The sequence below is a fragment of the Micromonospora sp. CPM1 genome (genome assembly GCF_023896895.1).
Lineage (GTDB): Bacteria > Actinomycetota > Actinomycetes > Mycobacteriales > Micromonosporaceae > Micromonospora > Micromonospora tulbaghiae.
Map to the genome: position 1 here is coordinate 149,066 of NZ_JAMHIU010000009.1, position 16,598 is coordinate 165,663.

The 16,598-nt window shown below is 73.3% G+C and carries 16 protein-coding genes; 5 read left to right on the top strand and 11 right to left on the bottom strand.

What is annotated here, in order from left to right; translation table 11 throughout:
• Positions 1-6: 6 nt before the first annotated feature.
• On the top strand, positions 7-1,278 hold the full coding sequence (gene gabT, locus M8C11_RS13475; protein ID WP_252449770.1) for a 4-aminobutyrate--2-oxoglutarate transaminase: 1,272 nt from the start codon (positions 7-9) through the stop codon (positions 1,276-1,278).
• Positions 1,279-1,345: 67 nt separating this feature from the next.
• Here gabT and M8C11_RS13480 read toward each other — a convergent pair whose 3' ends face one another.
• The 6 genes from M8C11_RS13480 to M8C11_RS13505 form a co-directional block, all read right to left on the bottom strand.
• A complete protein-coding gene (locus tag M8C11_RS13480) occupies positions 1,346-2,005 on the bottom strand; it encodes a septal ring lytic transglycosylase RlpA family protein (RefSeq protein ID WP_252449771.1) in 660 nt (219 codons plus the stop codon).
• Positions 2,006-2,080: 75 nt separating this feature from the next.
• The gene (locus M8C11_RS13485; protein ID WP_252449772.1) at positions 2,081-2,716 is read right to left on the bottom strand and encodes a M15 family metallopeptidase; all 636 of its coding nucleotides are present in this window, start codon (positions 2,714-2,716) and stop codon (positions 2,081-2,083) included.
• Positions 2,713-3,846 carry a D-alanine--D-alanine ligase family protein gene (locus M8C11_RS13490; protein WP_252449773.1) on the bottom strand — a complete coding sequence of 378 codons (1,134 nt, stop codon included), beginning with the start codon at positions 3,844-3,846 and terminating at the stop codon, positions 2,713-2,715. Before M8C11_RS13490 ends, M8C11_RS13485 begins: the two co-directional genes overlap by 4 nt.
• Positions 3,843-5,942, bottom strand: a complete 2,100-nt coding sequence (locus M8C11_RS13495; RefSeq protein ID WP_252449774.1) for a pyridoxal-phosphate dependent enzyme — start codon at positions 5,940-5,942, stop codon at positions 3,843-3,845. The genes M8C11_RS13490 and M8C11_RS13495 overlap by 4 nt, the downstream gene beginning before the upstream one ends.
• A 114-nt stretch (positions 5,943-6,056) precedes the next feature.
• Entirely contained in the window at positions 6,057-7,109 is a 1,053-nt protein-coding gene (locus M8C11_RS13500; RefSeq protein ID WP_252449775.1) for a HAMP domain-containing sensor histidine kinase, read from the bottom strand.
• Positions 7,106-7,771 (bottom strand): response regulator transcription factor, encoded by a 666-nt coding sequence (locus M8C11_RS13505; protein ID WP_120571538.1) that lies wholly within the window; start codon positions 7,769-7,771, stop codon positions 7,106-7,108. Before M8C11_RS13505 ends, M8C11_RS13500 begins: the two co-directional genes overlap by 4 nt.
• Before the next feature lie 237 nt (positions 7,772-8,008).
• On the opposite strand from M8C11_RS13505, the gene M8C11_RS13510 reads away from it, so the two are divergent.
• The 4 genes from M8C11_RS13510 (at position 8,009) to M8C11_RS13525 (ending at position 11,733) form a co-directional block, all read left to right on the top strand.
• Positions 8,009-9,289 carry a transcriptional regulator gene (locus M8C11_RS13510; protein ID WP_252449776.1) on the top strand — a complete coding sequence of 427 codons (1,281 nt, stop codon included), beginning with the start codon at positions 8,009-8,011 and terminating at the stop codon, positions 9,287-9,289.
• Between the two features lie 40 nt (positions 9,290-9,329).
• Complete coding sequence (adh, locus tag M8C11_RS13515) at positions 9,330-10,835, top strand: aldehyde dehydrogenase (RefSeq protein ID WP_252449777.1); 1,506 nt, start codon at positions 9,330-9,332, stop codon at positions 10,833-10,835.
• Positions 10,835-11,182 (top strand): DUF779 domain-containing protein, encoded by a 348-nt coding sequence (locus tag M8C11_RS13520; RefSeq protein WP_121685212.1) that lies wholly within the window; start codon positions 10,835-10,837, stop codon positions 11,180-11,182. The genes adh and M8C11_RS13520 overlap by 1 nt, the downstream gene beginning before the upstream one ends.
• 101 nt (positions 11,183-11,283) lie before the next feature.
• Positions 11,284-11,733, top strand: a complete 450-nt coding sequence (locus M8C11_RS13525; protein WP_252449778.1) for a hypothetical protein — start codon at positions 11,284-11,286, stop codon at positions 11,731-11,733.
• A 19-nt stretch (positions 11,734-11,752) separates the two neighbouring features.
• Here the strand turns inward: M8C11_RS13525 and M8C11_RS13530 are convergent, their stop codons facing one another.
• From M8C11_RS13530 to M8C11_RS13550, 5 genes are read right to left on the bottom strand one after another with little or no spacing between them, the layout of a single operon-like run.
• Complete coding sequence (locus M8C11_RS13530) at positions 11,753-12,064, bottom strand: helix-turn-helix domain-containing protein (RefSeq protein ID WP_252449779.1); 312 nt, start codon at positions 12,062-12,064, stop codon at positions 11,753-11,755.
• A 39-nt stretch (positions 12,065-12,103) separates the two neighbouring features.
• Positions 12,104-13,117 (bottom strand): agmatinase, encoded by a 1,014-nt coding sequence (speB, locus tag M8C11_RS13535; protein WP_252449780.1) that lies wholly within the window; start codon positions 13,115-13,117, stop codon positions 12,104-12,106.
• Positions 13,114-14,316 carry a saccharopine dehydrogenase family protein gene (locus M8C11_RS13540; RefSeq protein WP_252449781.1) on the bottom strand — a complete coding sequence of 401 codons (1,203 nt, stop codon included), beginning with the start codon at positions 14,314-14,316 and terminating at the stop codon, positions 13,114-13,116. Before M8C11_RS13540 ends, speB begins: the two co-directional genes overlap by 4 nt.
• A complete protein-coding gene (locus M8C11_RS13545) occupies positions 14,316-15,737 on the bottom strand; it encodes an FAD-binding oxidoreductase (protein WP_135243419.1) in 1,422 nt (473 codons plus the stop codon). The genes M8C11_RS13540 and M8C11_RS13545 overlap by 1 nt, the downstream gene beginning before the upstream one ends.
• The gene (locus tag M8C11_RS13550) at positions 15,734-16,558 is read right to left on the bottom strand and encodes an ABC transporter permease (protein WP_135243418.1); all 825 of its coding nucleotides are present in this window, start codon (positions 16,556-16,558) and stop codon (positions 15,734-15,736) included. The genes M8C11_RS13545 and M8C11_RS13550 overlap by 4 nt, the downstream gene beginning before the upstream one ends.
• Positions 16,559-16,598 lie beyond the last annotated feature (40 nt).

Here is a 16,598-nt window from a genome sequence, read left to right on the forward strand (position 1 = left end):
TCGGCGATGGCGACCAGCGAGGAGTTGCACAAGCGCCGGGTGGAGGCGGTGGCGCGGGGCGTGGGCAGCACGATTCCCGCGTACGTGGACCGGGCGGGCGGCGGCACGATCACCGACGTGGACGGCCGGGAGTGGATCGACTTCGCGGCCGGCATCGCTGTCACCAACGTGGGCAACTCCGCGCCGCGCGTGGTCGAGGCGGTACGCGCGCAGGTCGAACGCTTCACCCACACCTGCTTCATGGTCGCGCCGTACGAGTCGTACGTGGCGGTCTGCGAGCAGCTCAACGCGCTGACCCCGGGTGGTTTCGAGAAGCGCTCGGCGTTGTTCAACTCCGGCGCCGAGGCGGTGGAGAACGCGGTGAAGATCGCCCGGCACGCGACCGGGCGGCCCGCGGTGGTGGTGTTCGACCACGCGTACCACGGCCGGACCAACCTGACCATGGCGCTGACCGCGAAGAACATGCCGTACAAGCACCGGTTCGGGCCGTTCGCCGGTGAGGTCTACCGGGTGCCGATGTCGTACCCGCTGCGCGACGGCGGGCTGGACGGCGCCACCGCGGCGGCCCGGTCGATCGAGATGATCGAGAAGCAGGTGGGCGCGGAGAACGTGGCCGCGCTGCTGATCGAGCCGATCCAGGGCGAGGGCGGTTTCGTCGTACCCGCCGAGGGGTTCCTGCCGGCGCTGCGCGAGTGGGCGACGGCGGCCGGGGTGGTGTTCGTCGCCGACGAGATCCAGACCGGTTTCTGCCGCACCGGCGACTGGTTCGCCTGCGCGCACGAGGGCGTGCAGCCGGATCTGATCACGCTGGCCAAGGGCATCGCGGGCGGGCTGCCGCTGGCGGCCGTCACGGGCCGGGCGGAGCTGATGGACGCGGTGCACGTCGGTGGTCTCGGCGGCACGTACGGCGGCAACCCCATCGCCTGCGCCGCCGCGCTCGCGGCGATGGAGACGATGCGGGAGCTGGACCTGGCCGCCGCCGCGCGGCGGATCGGCGCGGTGATGGGTGAGCGGCTGCGCGCGATCGCCGCCGGTGACCCGCGCGTGGCCGAGGTACGCGGCCGGGGCGCGATGCTCGCCGTGGAGATCGTGCGGCCGGGCACGCTGACCCCGGACCCGGCCGCCACGGCGGCGGTCTCGGCTGCCTGCCACGCGGCCGGGCTGCTCACGCTGACCTGCGGCACCTACGGCAACGTGCTGCGGTTCCTGCCTCCGCTGGTCATCTCCGACGACGAGCTGAGCCGGGGACTGGACATCCTGGCGGCCGCCTTCGGCTGACCCCGGACGTGGAACACCATGGGCCCGATCTCCCCCAGGACCGGCCCATGGTGTTCCGCCCGGAGGATCAGCGGATCAGCTCGACGGTGTTGCGCCGGACCAGGTTCTTGCCGGGTTCCCGGATCGCGTCCATGGCCGCCGTGTTCAGCAGCACGCAACTGCCCGACGGTCCGGTGACGGTCACGGTCACGGCCTTGTCGTTGTCCAGGTTCGTCACCCGCAGCCGGGTGCCGAGCGGGAACTGGCCGCTGGTGGCAGCGGGTGCCCCGCCTTCGGCGAAGAACGTGAGCGCGCCGGAGCAGACGCTGCCGCCGATCGGCTGCGCCGCGCCCGGGCGGGTCTCCCCCGGTTGCGCGCCGGACGCCGGGGCGCCGGCGCCGTCGAGGCGTTCCACCACGTTGCGGCGGATGACGTTCTTGCCCGGCTCGCGTACCAGGTCCATGGCGGCGGCGTTCAGCAGCACGCAGCTCCCGGACGGCCCGGTCACTGTCACAGTGGCCACCTTGCGGTTGTCCAGGTTCGTCACCCGCAGCCGGGTGCCCACCGGGAACCGGTCGCTGGTCGCGGCCGGTGGCCCACCCTCGGCCGAGAAGGTCACCGACCCGGCGCAGACCGACCGCGCGGCCGGCGCGGTGTCCGCGAATCCCAGTCCGGTGCCCACCGAGACCGCCACCGTGGCGGTCACCGCCACCGTGGCCGCCAGCACGTGCTTACGCTGCACCCTCACGTTCTCTCCCGTCGTCGCTGTCGTTCGACGCGTGGTACGGACGGGAGGGCCGGACCGTTCACCCGGACTCGTGGACTACACCGGACCGTAGCGGGTGTGTGGCGCTCCGGTCATCAGCGCCCAGTAGCGATCGCCGTAGGACCAGTGCCACCACTCCGTCGGGTAGTTCACCAATCCCGCTCCGCTCAGCGCCGCCACCAGCAGGTTCCGGTTGCGCCACGCGCTCACCGGGATGTGCCGGGCCGCGGTGAAGCAGGCGTCGGCGCTCTCCTCCGGGGTGGCGTCGAGCGCGGTGCCCATGTCCAGCTCCACGCCGTCGGCGTCACACAGGGTGAGGTCGACTGCTCCGCCGGTGCTGTGCGGGGCCACCTCGACCGGCGAGACGAACTTGGTCGTCTCCCGGTGCAGCCGGTCCGCCGGCCAGTCCGGGTGGCGCCGCCGCAGCTCGTCCCGGTAGCCGGTGAAGATGTCGAGCTGCGCCCGGTACGGCCGGTAACCCTCCACCACGAGCAGGCGCAGCCCGCCCGGCAGCGCGCGCTGCGCGGCCAGCAGCCGGTCCGCGACCCCGAGCCGCACCCGGGCGTACGCCCCGGCGGGATCGGCGGCCCGCCCGTCCACCCGCAGCCCGGGCACCTCGCGCAGGTCCACCAGGGGTTCGCCGTCGTCCCGGCTGGACACCGCGGCGACCCGGGGGTCGGAGAGCAGGATCACGGCGTACCCCCGGGGTGTTCTCGCGACGGCCGGGCCGCGTGCCGGGTGAAGGCGAGCGCGACGAGCCGGTCCACCACCTCGGGGTACGCGACGCCGGACTCGGCCCACACCTTCGGGTACATCGAGTGCGCGGTGAAGCCGGGCAGCGTGTTCAGCTCGTTGACGAACAGGTCGCCGGTGGCCTCGTCGTAGAGGAAGTCGACCCGGGCCAGGCCCCAGCCGCCGATCGCGGTGAACGCCCGCACCGACAGCTCGCGGATCCGCTCGGTGACCTCGTCCGGCAGCGGCGCCGGGACGATCATCGGGTCGGCGTCGCCGAAGTACTTCTGCCGGTAGTCGAACCAGCCGCCCGCGACCCGGACCTCGCCGACCGCCGACGCCTCCGGCTGCCAGCCGCCGAGCACGCCGCACTCCAGCTCCCGGCCGGTCACGCCCTGCTCGATGAGCACCACGTGGTCGTGCCGGAACGCCTCCTCCACGGCCGCCACCAGGTCGTCGCCGTCGGCGACCCGGGAGATGCCGATCGAGGAGCCCATCCGGGCCGGCTTGACGAACAGCGGCCCGCGCAGCCCGACCACCAGCTTCTCCGGGTCGTCGGCGGCCCGCCAGGTCGGTTCGTCGAACCAGACGTACGGCGTGGTCGGCACGTCCTCGGCGCGCAGCGCCCGCTTCATCGCCACCTTGTCCATGCCGACGGCGGAGGCGAGGATGCCGCACCCGACGTACGGCACACCCAGCGATTCCAGCAGGCCCTGCACCACGCCGTCCTCGCCGTACGGGCCGTGCAGCACCGGGAACACCACGTCCAGTTCGGCGTGCACAGTGGCCGGGGCGTCGGCCGCGCTGACCGCCACAGTGCCGGCGGCTGCCCCACGCCGCAGCTCCACCGCCTCGCCGGTGACCGGCAGGCGGTCGTCGATCGCCCGACCGGCCGCCACCGTCCCGAGGTGCTGCGCGAGCACCGGCTCCGGCAGCAGCCGGATCCCGCCGGTACGCGTGATGCCGAGCGCCACCACCCGGTGCCCCTGCTCCGCGAGGGCGCGGGCCACGCCGAGCGCCGAGGCGCAGGAGACCTCGTGTTCCGCCGACGGGCCTCCGAACAGGACACCGATCCGCACTGTCGACCTCATGCCGCCACTCCCACAGTCATCCGGTCGCCCGCCAGCCGGGCCACCAGGTCCGCTTCCACGTTTCCGCCGGTCAGCACCACGCCGACCGTCAGTCGCCGCCCGCCGTCCGACGGCCGGGGCACCATCTCGCCCAGCCGCAGCGCACCGGCCAGCCCGGCCGCGCCGGACGGCTCGACGAGCACCTTGAGGTCCAGCAGGAGCAGCCGGAACGCCTCGACGATCGCGTCGTCGTCGACCCGGACCACCCCGCGCACGCCGGTGCGGGCCACCGCGAACGGCAGGTCGCCGACGCAGCCGGGACGGAGTCCGTCGGCCAGGCTCGGCGCCGGGGCGACAGGGGTGGGCCGGCCGGCGGCCAGGCTGCGCGCCAGCGAGTCGCACCCGGCCGGCTCCACGCCGTACACCTCGATCGGGGTTCCGGCCGCCGCCAGGCAGGCACCGGCGATGCCGCCGCCCCCGCCGACCGGCACCACGAGCGCGTCCAGCGGTGTGCCGCGCCGCGCCGCCTCCTCGATCAGTTCCAGGCTCGCGCTGCCCTGCCCGGCCACCACGTCCGGGTGGTCGTACGCGTCGACCAGCGGGTGGCCCTCCACCTCGCCGATCCGCCGGGCGACGACGAGGCGCTCCTCGACAGTGGTGCCGGCGCGGACCACCCGGGCGCCCGCGGCCCGCGCCCGGTCCACCTTGACCGGGGCGGCGTCCACCGGCAGCACGACAGTGGCGGCGAGACCGTGCCGGCGCGCGGCGAGCGCCACCGCGACGGCGTGGTTGCCGGTGCTCTGCGCGACCACACCTGTGTGCCCGGCGGCGGCGAGCCGGCCCACCGCCAGCATCGCGCCGCGCATCTTGTACGAGCCGCCGTCCTGGAGGTTCTCCGCCTTGAGCAGGACGCGGGCGCCGGCCAGGCGGTCGATCGCCGGGCTGTGCAGCACGGGAGTACGCACCACCCGGCCGGACAGGGCGCGCGCGGCCTCCTCGACATGTGTTCGTTCCGGCAGCGCCGGCACGTCGATTCGGGACATGGTCTCTCCTTCGGGATTCGAGTGGGCGCGGCGGCGCGGGAGGTCGAACAGCCGGTGCGCGCCGAGCGCGGTGAGGCAGCGGTGCGCGGCGAGGCTCAGTGCCAGCACGAGCGCGGTGAGCAGGACCGGGTAGACGGTCACGAGCAGCGCCCGGGCGGGACCGCCCAGCCCGGCCACCGGTGCGGCGAGCAGCCGGTCCAGCAGCGCCAGCACCGGCATGTGGATCACGTAGACGGGAAGCGTGCGGCGGCCCAGCCGGGCCAGTGCCGGACCGGCCACGCGGTGCCGGGCCAGCCGGGCGGCGGCGGTCAGCCCGAACGCCACAGCGAGCACGGAGACGAGCAGGTACACGCCGGGCCACCTCTGCGCACCGGCGAACGCCATGACGGCCAGCCCGACCGCGTACGCGGCGCCGGTGCCGGCGAGCCGCCGGGTGCTCGCGCCGTCCGCCCACCGCGTGAGATACGGCCGCAGGTGCACACCGGCCAGGAAGAACACCAGGTTCTGGTAGACCTGCCCCCGGTTGCCGGGGCTGTCCAGCAGCCCGGTGGCGGCCACCGCGGACAGCGCGCCCGCGGCGGTCAGCAGGACCGCCGGGTGCACCCGGCGCAGCGCCTTCGCGATCGCGAAGTAGAGCGCCAGCGCGTACAGGTACCACAGGTTCGAGGGCGTCACGGTGAGCTGGGCCAGCAGTTCACCGGGGTCGGTGGCCCGGTCGGTCGGGAAACCGGGCGCCGGCGCCAGCAGGGCGGTGTGGATGAGCAGCCAGACCGCGTAGAGGTAGAGGTTCCGGGCGATCCGGGGCCGCCCGGACACCCGCCACGGGCGGGCCACGGCGTTCGCCGCGAAGACGCCGGAGATCGCGAAGAACAACGGCATCCGCAGCGGCAGCAACTGCTCGCCGAGCAGCCCCCACGCGCCCGGCACCGGCAGGCCGACCCGCCAGTCGATGCGCAGGTAGTCCTTGACGACGACGTGCCAGAGCACCACGAGCACGATGCAGGCGCCCTTGGCCACGTCGGCCCAGACCACCCGGCCGTCGGGCGGCGCGTTCCCCTCGGTGCGGGTCGGCACGGCGGTCTCCTCTCGGCCGTCTTCGGGGCGGGCGGCGGTGCCGCCGGTCCCGTCCTCGGGCAGGTGTCATCGCGGGACGCCGCGACGCGGCTCCCGGAGGTCGTGTGTGAGATGTCAGCCCACGGAGGGCAGGTGGACGTCGACCCGCAGGCCGCCGTCCTCACCCGGGCGGGCGGCGATGATGCCGCCGTGCGCCTGGGTGATGGAGCGGGCGATGGCCAGGCCGAGCCCGGCACCGCCGCCCTGGTTGGTCCGGTCCCGGGCGAGGCGCCGGAACGGCTCGAACAGCCCGTCGACCGCTTCGGCGGGGACGCTCTGCCCGCTGTTGGTGACGGTCAGCGCGGGGTCGCCGCCGACGGTGACGACGAGCCGTCCGCCCTCGCGGTTGTATTTGATGCCGTTCTCCACCAGGTTCGTGACCAGGCGTTCCAGCAGTACCCGTTCGCCGGTCACGATCCGGGGCGACAGCCGGCTCTCCACTGTCACGCCGGCCTCGGCGGCCCGGTCGGCGTACGCGGCCAGCACCCCGGTGACGATCTGTTCGAGGCGTTGCGGAGTGGAGGACCGCAGGCCCTGGTCGCTCTCGCTGAGCGCGAGCAGCCCTTCGATCAGCCGCTCGTTGCGTTCGTTCGTGGCGAGCAGTTGGGCGGTCAGCAGTTCCAGTTGCTCGCCGGTGAGCGACTGGGCCATGCCGACCTCGATCAGCGTGCGCTGCACCGCGAGCGGCGTACGCAGCTCGTGCGAGGCGTTCGCGGCGAACCGCCGCTGCCCCTCGTACCCGGCGGTGACCCGGTCCAGCATGTCGTCGATCGCGCGGCTGAGCCCGGCCAGCTCGTCCCGGCCGCCGCGGCGGATCCGGTAGCCGAGGTTCTGCGGCCCCAGGTTCGCGATCGGGGCGGCCAGGTCGTGCACCGGGCGCAGGCACCAGCGGGCAGCACCCCACACCGCGAATCCGGCGCCCACCAGCACCAGCAACTGGGTCACCAGCGGCAGCAGCGGCACGAACGGACGGCCCGGCTCGCACACCGCGCCGATCGTGGCCAGGCCGCAGAACCACTGGGCCTGCCCCCACACCAGTTCGAGCAGCGACTTGACCATGTTGGGCACGAAGAACCCGGCGAGCAGGGCGAGGACCCCGACCAGCAGGATGCGACGGCGGGGGCTCACTCCGGCGCGCCGATCCGGTAGCCGGCCTTCGGCACGGTGTGGATGACCGACGGCTGGCCGAGCTTCTTGCGCAGGGTCATCACCGTCACCCGGACCGCGTTGGTGAACGGGTCGGCGAACTCGTCCCACGCCTGTTCCAGCAGCTCCTCGGCGCTCACCACCCGGCCGCCGGCCCGCATCAGCACGTGCAGGACGCCGAACTCCTTCGGGCTCAGCCCGAGCGCGCGGCCGTCCCGGGTGGCGGTGTGCCGGGCCACGTCGAGCACCACGCCGTGCCGCTCCAGCACCGGGGGGAGCGCCGGGGTGGACCGGCGGCCCAGCGCCTGCACCCGGGCCACCAGCTCGGCGAACGCGAACGGCTTGGTCAGGTAGTCGTCGGCGCCCAGCCCGAGACCGGCGACCCGGTCCCGGATGCCGGCGGCGGCGGTGAGCAGCAGCACGCGGGTGCCGGCGTCGGACCCGGCCAGGCTCCGGCACACCTCGTCGCCGGTGGCGCCGGGCATGTCCCGGTCCAGCACCGCCACGTCGTACCGGTTGACCCCGATCCGTTCCAGCGCGCCGTCGCCGTCGTAGCAGACGTCCACCGCCATGGAGAACCGCCGCAACCCCTCGGCGACCGTGTCCGCCAAGAGCCGCTCGTCGTCCGCCACCAGCACCCGCACCCTTGCGCTCCCCCGTGTCTTCCCTCGTTGTCCGGCACACCTTCGCAGGCCGGAGTTAAGGGTTCCGTAAGCGTCCGCAGCAGCCATCCTCCACGCGGGCCGGGCTGCGACAACCGGCGCAGAGCCGTCTGGGCCGTTCGTCCGGTCCTCGGGCGGCGCGAGCACAGCTGAAGTGACCCGGATCACGCATTGGCGCTCGGGGGTGAGGTGGGTCACGATGGGTGGAAGGAGGCGCTGGTGGCTGACCCGTGGCTCGCCCTGGAGTTCGGCGCGGATCCGGCGGAACGGATCGCGCAGGTCGGTGCCGCCCACGAGGCGTTCCTCACCAGGGGCGCCACCGGCGGCGTCCGGGACGTGGTCGCCCGTTCCTGGGAGCGGTCCGCGCTGCTCGACCCGGAGGCCACCGCACCGGTCGACCTCACCGACGACGCGCTGGAGACCTACCGCGCCGCGCACCCGCTGGCCCGGGTGATGCCGCTCTTCCGCGACCTGCTCGGCGGCATCGCGCAGGACGGCGCGCACCTGATGGCGGTCTGCGACGCCGCCGGCCGGCTGCTCTGGGTGGAGGGCCATCCCGGGGTGCTGCGGCACGCCGAGCGGATGAACTTCGTACCGGGCGCCCGCTGGGACGAGGCGCACGCCGGCACGAACGCCCCCGGCACCGCCCTCGCGGTCGACCACGGCGTGCAGATCTTCGCCACCGAGCACTTCGTCCGGCCGGTGCAGCGCTGGACCTGCGCCGCCGCGCCGATCCACGACCCGGCCAGCGGCGCGCTGCTCGGCGCCGTCGACATCACCGGCGGGGACCACCTGGCCAACCCGCAGAGCCTCGCGCTGGTGCGGGCGACCGCCCGGGCCGCCGAGGCGTTCCTGGCCGGGGCCGCGCCCGCCGCGCCGGACGTGGCGTACGTGTCGGCGCTCGGGCGCGACGAGGCGGAGCTGCGCGTCGGCGGCCGGCGCATCCGGCTCGGCCGGCGGCACAGCGAACTGCTGGTGCTGCTCGTCGACCATCCCGAGGGGCGCACCGGGGAACAGCTCGGCCTCGACCTGTACGGCGACGACAGGCGGCACCCGGTCACGTTGCGCGCCGAGCTGTCCCGGCTGCGCCGCGTACTCGGCGAGGAGTTGCTCGACTCCCGCCCGTACCGGCTGCGGCCGGCTGTGCGCGCCGACTTCCGTACCGTCACCGAACTGCTCGAACGTGGCGATCCGGCGGCGGCGCTGCGCGCGTACCCCGGGCCTTTGCTGCCCGGGTCGGACGCGCCGGGAGTGGCGCGACTGCGCCGCCTGGTCGACGGCCAGCTGCGCGCCGCGGTGCTGGCCGGCGCCGACCCGGGCCTGATCGCGGCCTGGACCGCGACGGCGGCGGGGGCCGACGACCTCGCCGCGTGGCAGGCCCTGGCCCGGGCGCTGCCGCCGGGCGCGCCCCGCCGGCCGCTCGCCCTCGCGCGGGCCCGCCAGCTCGCCGAGGAGTACGCGCTGCCGCGCGCAACGTTCCTGCAACGTCGCGGAAACTAGCCTGCCCGCCATCCACCCCAGACGGACGGCGGAGGTACCCATGACGCGCTACGACGCCCCCACCCACTGGCAGTCCCGCTACGACCACTACATCGGCGGCGAGTACGTGAAGCCGCACGGTGGCAAGTACTTCGAGAACCCGACCCCGGTGACCGGGCAGACCTTCTGCGAGGTGGCCCGGGGCACCGCCGAGGACGTGGAGAAGGCGCTCGACGCGGCGCACGGCGCGGCCGACGCGTGGGGCCGCACATCGGTCGCCGAGCGTTCGCTGATCCTCAACCGGATCGCCGACCGCATGCAGGACAACCTGGAGTCCCTCGCGATCGCCGAGACGTGGGAGAACGGCAAGCCGGTACGCGAGACGCTCGCCGCCGACATCCCGCTCGCGATCGACCACTTCCGCTACTTCGCCGGGGCGATCCGGGCGCAGGAGGGCTCGCTCGGCGAACTCGACGACGACACGGTGGCCTACCACTTCCACGAGCCGCTCGGTGTGGTCGGGCAGATCATCCCGTGGAACTTCCCGATCCTCATGGCGGTGTGGAAGCTCGCCCCGGCGCTCGCCGCCGGCAACGCGGTGGTGCTCAAGCCGGCCGAGCAGACGCCCGCCTCGATCCACTACCTGCTCTCGCTGATCGGCGACCTGCTGCCAGCCGGCGTGCTCAACGTGGTGAACGGCTTCGGCGTCGAGGCCGGCAAGCCGCTGGCCTCCTCGTCGCGGGTGGCGAAGGTGGCGTTCACCGGCGAGACCACCACCGGGCGGCTGATCATGCAGTACGCCAGCGAGAACATCAAGCCGGTGACGCTGGAACTGGGCGGCAAGAGCCCGAACATCTTCTTCGACGACGTCAGCGCCGCCTCCGACGACTTCCTGGACAAGGCCCTGGAAGGCTTCACCATGTTCGCGCTCAACCAGGGCGAGGTGTGCACCTGCCCGTCCCGGGCGCTCATCCAGCAGGGCCACTACTCCGACTTCCTCGCCGCCGCCGTCGAGCGGACGAAGGCGGTCAAGCAGGGGCACCCGCTGGACACCGACACGATGGTCGGCGCGCAGGCCTCCAACGACCAGCTGGAGAAGATCCTGTCCTACCTGGACATCGGGCGGCAGGAGGGCGCTCGCGTGCTGACCGGCGGCGAGCGGGCCGACCTCGGCGGCGAGCTGTCCGGCGGCTACTACGTCCAGCCGACGATCTTCGAGGGCGACAACTCGATGCGGATCTTCCAGGAGGAGATCTTCGGCCCGGTGGTCTCGGTGACCTCGTTCGCCGACCTGGACGACGCCGTGAAGATCGCCAACGACACGCTGTACGGGCTCGGCGCGGGCGTGTGGACCCGGGACCTCAACACCGCGTACCGGGCCGGGCGGGCGATCCAGGCCGGCCGGGTGTGGACGAACTGCTACCACGCGTACCCGGCGCACGCGGCGTTCGGCGGCTACAAGCAGTCCGGCATCGGCCGGGAGAACCACAAGATGATGCTGGAGCACTACCAGCAGACCAAGAACCTGCTGGTCAGCTACTCGCCGAAGAAGCTGGGCTTCTTCTGATGGCTGACCCGGTGACCCTGACCCCTGCGGCGGCCGACCTGATCCGGTCGCTGCGGGGGCAGCACGGCCCGCTGATGTTCCACCAGTCCGGCGGCTGCTGCGACGGCAGCGCCCCGATGTGCTACCCGGCCGGTGAGTTCCGCACCGGCGGCTCGGACGTGCTCCTCGCCTCGCTCACCGTCGACGGGGTGCCCGAGCCGGTGGAGTTCTGGATGTCGAAGGCCCAGTGGGAGCTGTGGCAGCACACCCGGCTCACCGTCGACGTGGTGCCCGGCCGGGGCAGCGGCTTCTCCCTGGAGGCCCCGGAGGGCGTGCGCTTCCTCATCCGCTCCCACCTGAACCGCTGATCTGTCCGAGATCTTGCAGCTCGTGGGCATCGCGGCGGTGGGATGCTGACGCCGTCCAGTTCGGAGTCCGCGTCCCACCACCGCCCGACAGGAGTCCGCGCATGAATCCGGTCCGACAGCCAGTGCTCGCCGCCGGCCTCACCGCCCTCGCCACCGCCGCCACGCTCGGGCTCGCGCCGGGCGCCGCCGTCGCCGCCCCGGCGGCCTCCCCCCGCATCTCCGTCAACTGGTTCGGCGCCGCCGACGTACGGGCGCACACCGCCACTGTGGGCGGCCGGTTCGACTGCGGCGCCGAGCGCGGCCTCGCGTACATCGAGGTGCACCTGGAGCAGCGGGCACGGCGCGGCACGGTCACCGGCTTCGGGTTCGGCGTGATCGGCGCGTGCACCGACGAGCGCACCGCCGGCACCTGGACCGCGACGATCCCCGCCGACCAGGGCGCGTTCCGCCCCGGCCCGGCCACCACCATCGCGCGCCTGGTGGTCGAGCCCAACTCCCTCACCGAAACCACCGAACGCGTACGCCTGCGCCCCCACTGCGCCCGCCCCTGACCGCGTCGGCGGCCTCCGGTCAGGCGATCTGCCGGAGGTCGTCGCCGTAGTCGAAGATGATCCGCAGCCGGGCACCGAGGGCGTTGGCATATCGGCTGAGCGTGGCCACCTCGTTGACGTCGAGGTCGCCGTTCTCGATCTGGCTCACCCGGCCGGGTGTGACCCCCATGATCTCGGCGACCTGCCGCTGGGTGAGCCCCAGCCGCTTGCGCTCCTCGGCCAGGTGGAACGCGCTCACCCACGCGTCGGTCCGGGCGCGCTCCGCCTCGTACGCCTCGTCGTCACCGCCGAGTTCGGCGCGGACCTCGTCCCAGTGAAAGAACTCCGTCACCTGGTCGACTATAGCCCGAGCTAAACTCGGAGGCCATGCTCAGCGGTTGTCCAACAGTGGCTGGGTGGGGTTCCACGGGGGGCCGCCGGCGGCGTCGTGGCGGCGGCGGGCTATCGCGGACAACGCCTCCAGCACCACCCGGTTGCCCAGGTACGCGGTGATGTCGGCGTGGTCGTACGGCGGGGCGACCTCGACCACGTCCAGTCCGACCACCGGCAGCTCGTAGCAGACCCGGCGGACCGCGTCGAGCAGTTGCCGGGACGTGAAGCCGCCCGGCTCGGGGGTGCCGGTGCCGGGTGCCATGCCCGGGTCGACCACGTCCACGTCGACGGAGAGGAACACGCCCTCGCACTCGTCGGTGGCGATGCCGAACGCCTCGGTCAGGCAGGTGTCCAGCCCGCGCGCCATGATCTCGGTCATCTCGTACGAGCGCATCCGCTGCTCGGCCATCCACGCCAGCGTGTCCGGGCCGGGCCAGTAGCCGCGCAGCCCGATCTGGAGGAAGCGGTCGCCGCGTACCGCGCCGGACTCGATTAGTCGGCGCATCGGCTGGCCGTGCCCGTGCAGCGAGCCGAACTCGACGTCGCCGGTGTCGGCGTGCGCGTCGAAGTGCACCAGCGACACCCGGCCGAGCCCGTGGTGCCGGGCCACCCCTGTCGCGTCGGGCAGCGCGATGGAGTGGTCGCCGCCGAGCACCACCGGGATCGCCCCGGCCGACGCGACCGCGTGCACGGCGGTCTCCAGCGCGGCGAGCGAGCGCTCGATGTCGCCGCCGAACATCTCCACGTCGCCGGCGTCGTAGACGCACAGGTCCTTCAGCGCGTCCACGCGCAGCGCCAGCGACGGGCGGGAACCGTCGTGCGGCAGGTAGCAGGCCTGCCGGATGGCGGACGGCCCGAACCGGGTGCCCGGCCGGTGCGAGGTGCCACCGTCGAACGGCGCCCCGATGATCACCACGTCCGCGTCGGCGTACGTGACCGGCTCCTCGACGGTGCACGGCGGCACACCGAGGAACGTGATGTCGGGGCCGTACATCGGGCCGTACCGGGTCATCGTTCCTCCATCCCCCACGGCGAACCGTAGCCGGTGAGCAGGTCCAGGAAGGGGGTCGGCGGGAACGCCTCCGGGCCGAGCACGCCCGTGCCGGACCAGGCGCCGGTGGCGAGCAGTTCCAGCGCGACGACCGGGTTGACGGCGGTCTGCCACACCACCGCCTGGTGGCCGTACTCGGCCATGGACCACTCGTTGTCGACCACGTGGTAGAGGTAGACGCGGCGCGGGCGGCCGTCCGGCCCGGTGCCGGTGACGTACGTGCCGGCGCAGGTCTTGCCGCTCATCCGGTCGCCGAGCGTGGCCGGGTCGGGCAGCGCGGCGGCCACCAGGTCGCGCGGTGACACGTCGACGCCGCGTACGCGCACCGGCTGGGTCGAGTCCAGCCCGAGTTTGTGCAGCGTGCGCAGCACCTCGATGAACTCGGTGCCGAGGCCGTACTTGAAGGTGACCCGCTTCGCCGGCACCCAGCGCGGGATGAGCAGCACCTCCTCGTGCTCGACGTTGACGCACTCGACCGGGCCGATCCCGGCCGGGAAGTCGAAGACCTCCGGCTCGCTGAACGGTTCGGTGGTGAACCAGCCGCGCCCGGCCTCCCAGATCACCGGCGGGTTGAGGCACTCCTCGATGGTGGTCCAGATGGAGAACGAGGGCGCGAAGTCGTACCCGGCGACTGTGAGGTTCGCGCCGTCGCGTACCCCGATCTCGTCGATCTCGGCGAACAGCTCGTCGGCGGCGTAGCGGGCGAAGACGTCGGACAGGCCCGGTTCGACGCCGATGCCGCACAGCGCGAGCCGCCCGGCGGCGGCCCACCGCTGCGCGACGGCGAACTGCTCGTCGCCGAGCTTGACCCCCGTCTCGGCGTAGGGGCGCTCGGGGTGCGGCCGGGACAGCGACATGGCCATGTCCAGGTAGTCGGCCCCGGCGGCGAACGCGCCGTCGAAGATCGGCATGACGAAGCGCGGGTCGACGGCGTTGAGCACGTGGGTGATGCGGTGTTCCCGGCACAGCGCGGCCACCGCGTCGGCGGAGGAGGCGTCCACAGTGGCGGCGACGAACCGGTCGCCGTGCCCGGCGACGGCCCGTGCCGCACGCGCCGGGTCGTGGTCGGCGACCACCATGATCTCGAAGAAGGAACGGCGGACGGCGATGGATACGGCGGCGGAGCCGACGCCACCGGCGCCGACGAGGAGGATACGCATCAGGAGTCGAACCCCAGTCCAAGACGGTCGAGAGTACGGAGCCAGAGGTTGCGCCGTCCGTCGCGCGCGTCGGCGCGGGCGAGCGACCAGCGGGTGAGGTTGATGCCCACGGACCGGGCCGGTTCCGGCGGGAACGGCAGCGGCTTGCGGCGCACCAGGTCGAGCCGGGTCAGCGGGGTGTCCGCGCCGGAGAGCAGGTCGAGCGTGACGCGGGCGCCGAACCGGGTCGCGCCGACGCCGAGCCCGGTGAACCCGGCCGCGTACGCCAGGCGCCCTTCGTAAGCGGTGCCGAAGAACGCGCAGAACCGGGTGCAGGTGTCGATGACGCCACCCCAGCGGTGACTGAACCGCACATCGGCGAGCTGCGGGAACGTGGAGAAGAAGTGCGACGCCAGCGTGGTGAAGGTGGCCTCGCGCTGCTCCAGCGCGGGCGCCACCCGGTTGCCGTAGTGGTAGATCGCGTCGTAGCCGCCGAACAGGATCCGGTTGTCGGCGGTGAGCCGGTAGTAGTGGAACTGGTTGCCGGTGTCGGCGAGCCCCTGCCGGTGCCGCCAGCCGATCGCGTCGCGCTGCGCGGCGGTCAGCGGCTCGGTCATCAGCGCGTAGTCGTAGACCGGCACGATCCAGGAGCGCAGCCGGCGCAGCAGCGGCGGGAACGCGTTCGTGGCCAGCACGACCTGCCGCGCCCGTACCGCGCCGGGCGCCGCGTCCGCGCCGCCCGCCGTGGTGGCGCGCAGCCCGGCGCCGTCGCGGGCCAGGCCGGTGACGCGGGTGTGCTCGTGCACGCGTACGCCCAGGTCGAGCGCGGCCCGGCGCAGTCCCCAGGCGAGCTTCGCCGGGTCGAGCAGGGCCACCCGGTCGGCGTCCCACATCCCGCCCAGGTACGTCGGCGACGCCACCTCGGCGCGTACCTCGTCGCGGTCGAGCAGCCGCACGTCGTGGCCGTACCGGCGGGCCAGCTCGGCGTCGGTGGCGAGCCCGTCGAGCTGGTACGGCTCGACCGCCACCGCCAGCTCGCCGGTACGTTCGAGGTCGCAGTCGATGTCGTACTTCGCCACAGTGGCGGCGATGGCGTCCAGGTTCTCCCGGCCCAGCCGTTCCAGCTCGCGGATCTCGCCGGGGAACCGTTCGACGCCGTTGGCGAGCCCGTGGGTCAGCGACGCGGCGCAGAACCCGCCGTTGCGCCCGGACGCCGCCCAGCCGCACGTGCCCGCGTCGACGAGCAGGACGTCGCGGTCCGGGTCGGCCTCCTTGGCCAGCAGCGCGGTCCACAGCCCGGCGTACCCGCCGCCGACCACGAGCAGGTCGGCGGTGTGCGACCCGGCCAGCGGCGGCAGCGGGTCGGGGCGAACCGGACGGTCCAGCCAGTACGACACGGGCGCGGCGTCGGCCAGCGCCCGGCCGGTATGCGGGAGTGTCATGGCTTGCCCGCCGGTGTGGCGACCATCGCGAGGGCGGCCCGTCGCGCCCGCCGCCCACGCAGCGAGGTGGCCCCGACCAGCAGCAACGCGATCACGAACATGGCCGTGCCGATGACGTTGACCTGGGGCGGGATGCCCCGCTGGGAGGCGCCCCAGACGTACATGGGGAACGTGACAGTGGTGCCGGCGTTGAAGTTCGTGATGATGAAGTCGTCGAAGCTGAGCGAGAACGCCAGCAGCGAGGCGGCCACGATGCCGGGCAGCACCAGCGGCAGCGTGATCCGGCGGAACGTCTGCCACTCGCTGGCGTACAGGTCCATGGCGGCCTCCTCCAGCCGCCGGTCCATGCCGGCGAGCCGGGCCTTCACGGTGACCACCACGAACGACACGCAGAACATGACGTGCGCGATGACGATGGTCCAGAAGCCCTGCGGCACCCCGGCGGCGACGAAGAGGGCGAGCAGCGAGGTGCCCATCACCAGCTCCGGGGTGGCCATCGGCAGGAAGATCAGGCCGTTGAGCCCGGACCGGCCGCGGAAGCTGTGCCGGACCAGCGCGAACGCCATCAGCGTGCCGAGGATCGTGGAGACGACTGTGGCGATGAGCCCGATCTGCATGCTGCGCACCACGGCGTCGCACATGTCCGAGGTGGCGCAGGGCTGCTTCCAGTTGTCGAGCGTGAACTCGTTGAAGTCGTAGGAGAGCCGGCTGGAGGGCCGGTTGAAGGACAGACCGGCGACCACCATGATCGGCAGCGTCAGGTAGCCGAGGACGAGCAGGGCCACGCCCATCACCCACCGGTCGGCGAGCCAGCGCCTCATCAGAGCCTGCCTCCATTCGCGACTGCGGGGCTCCGCTTCG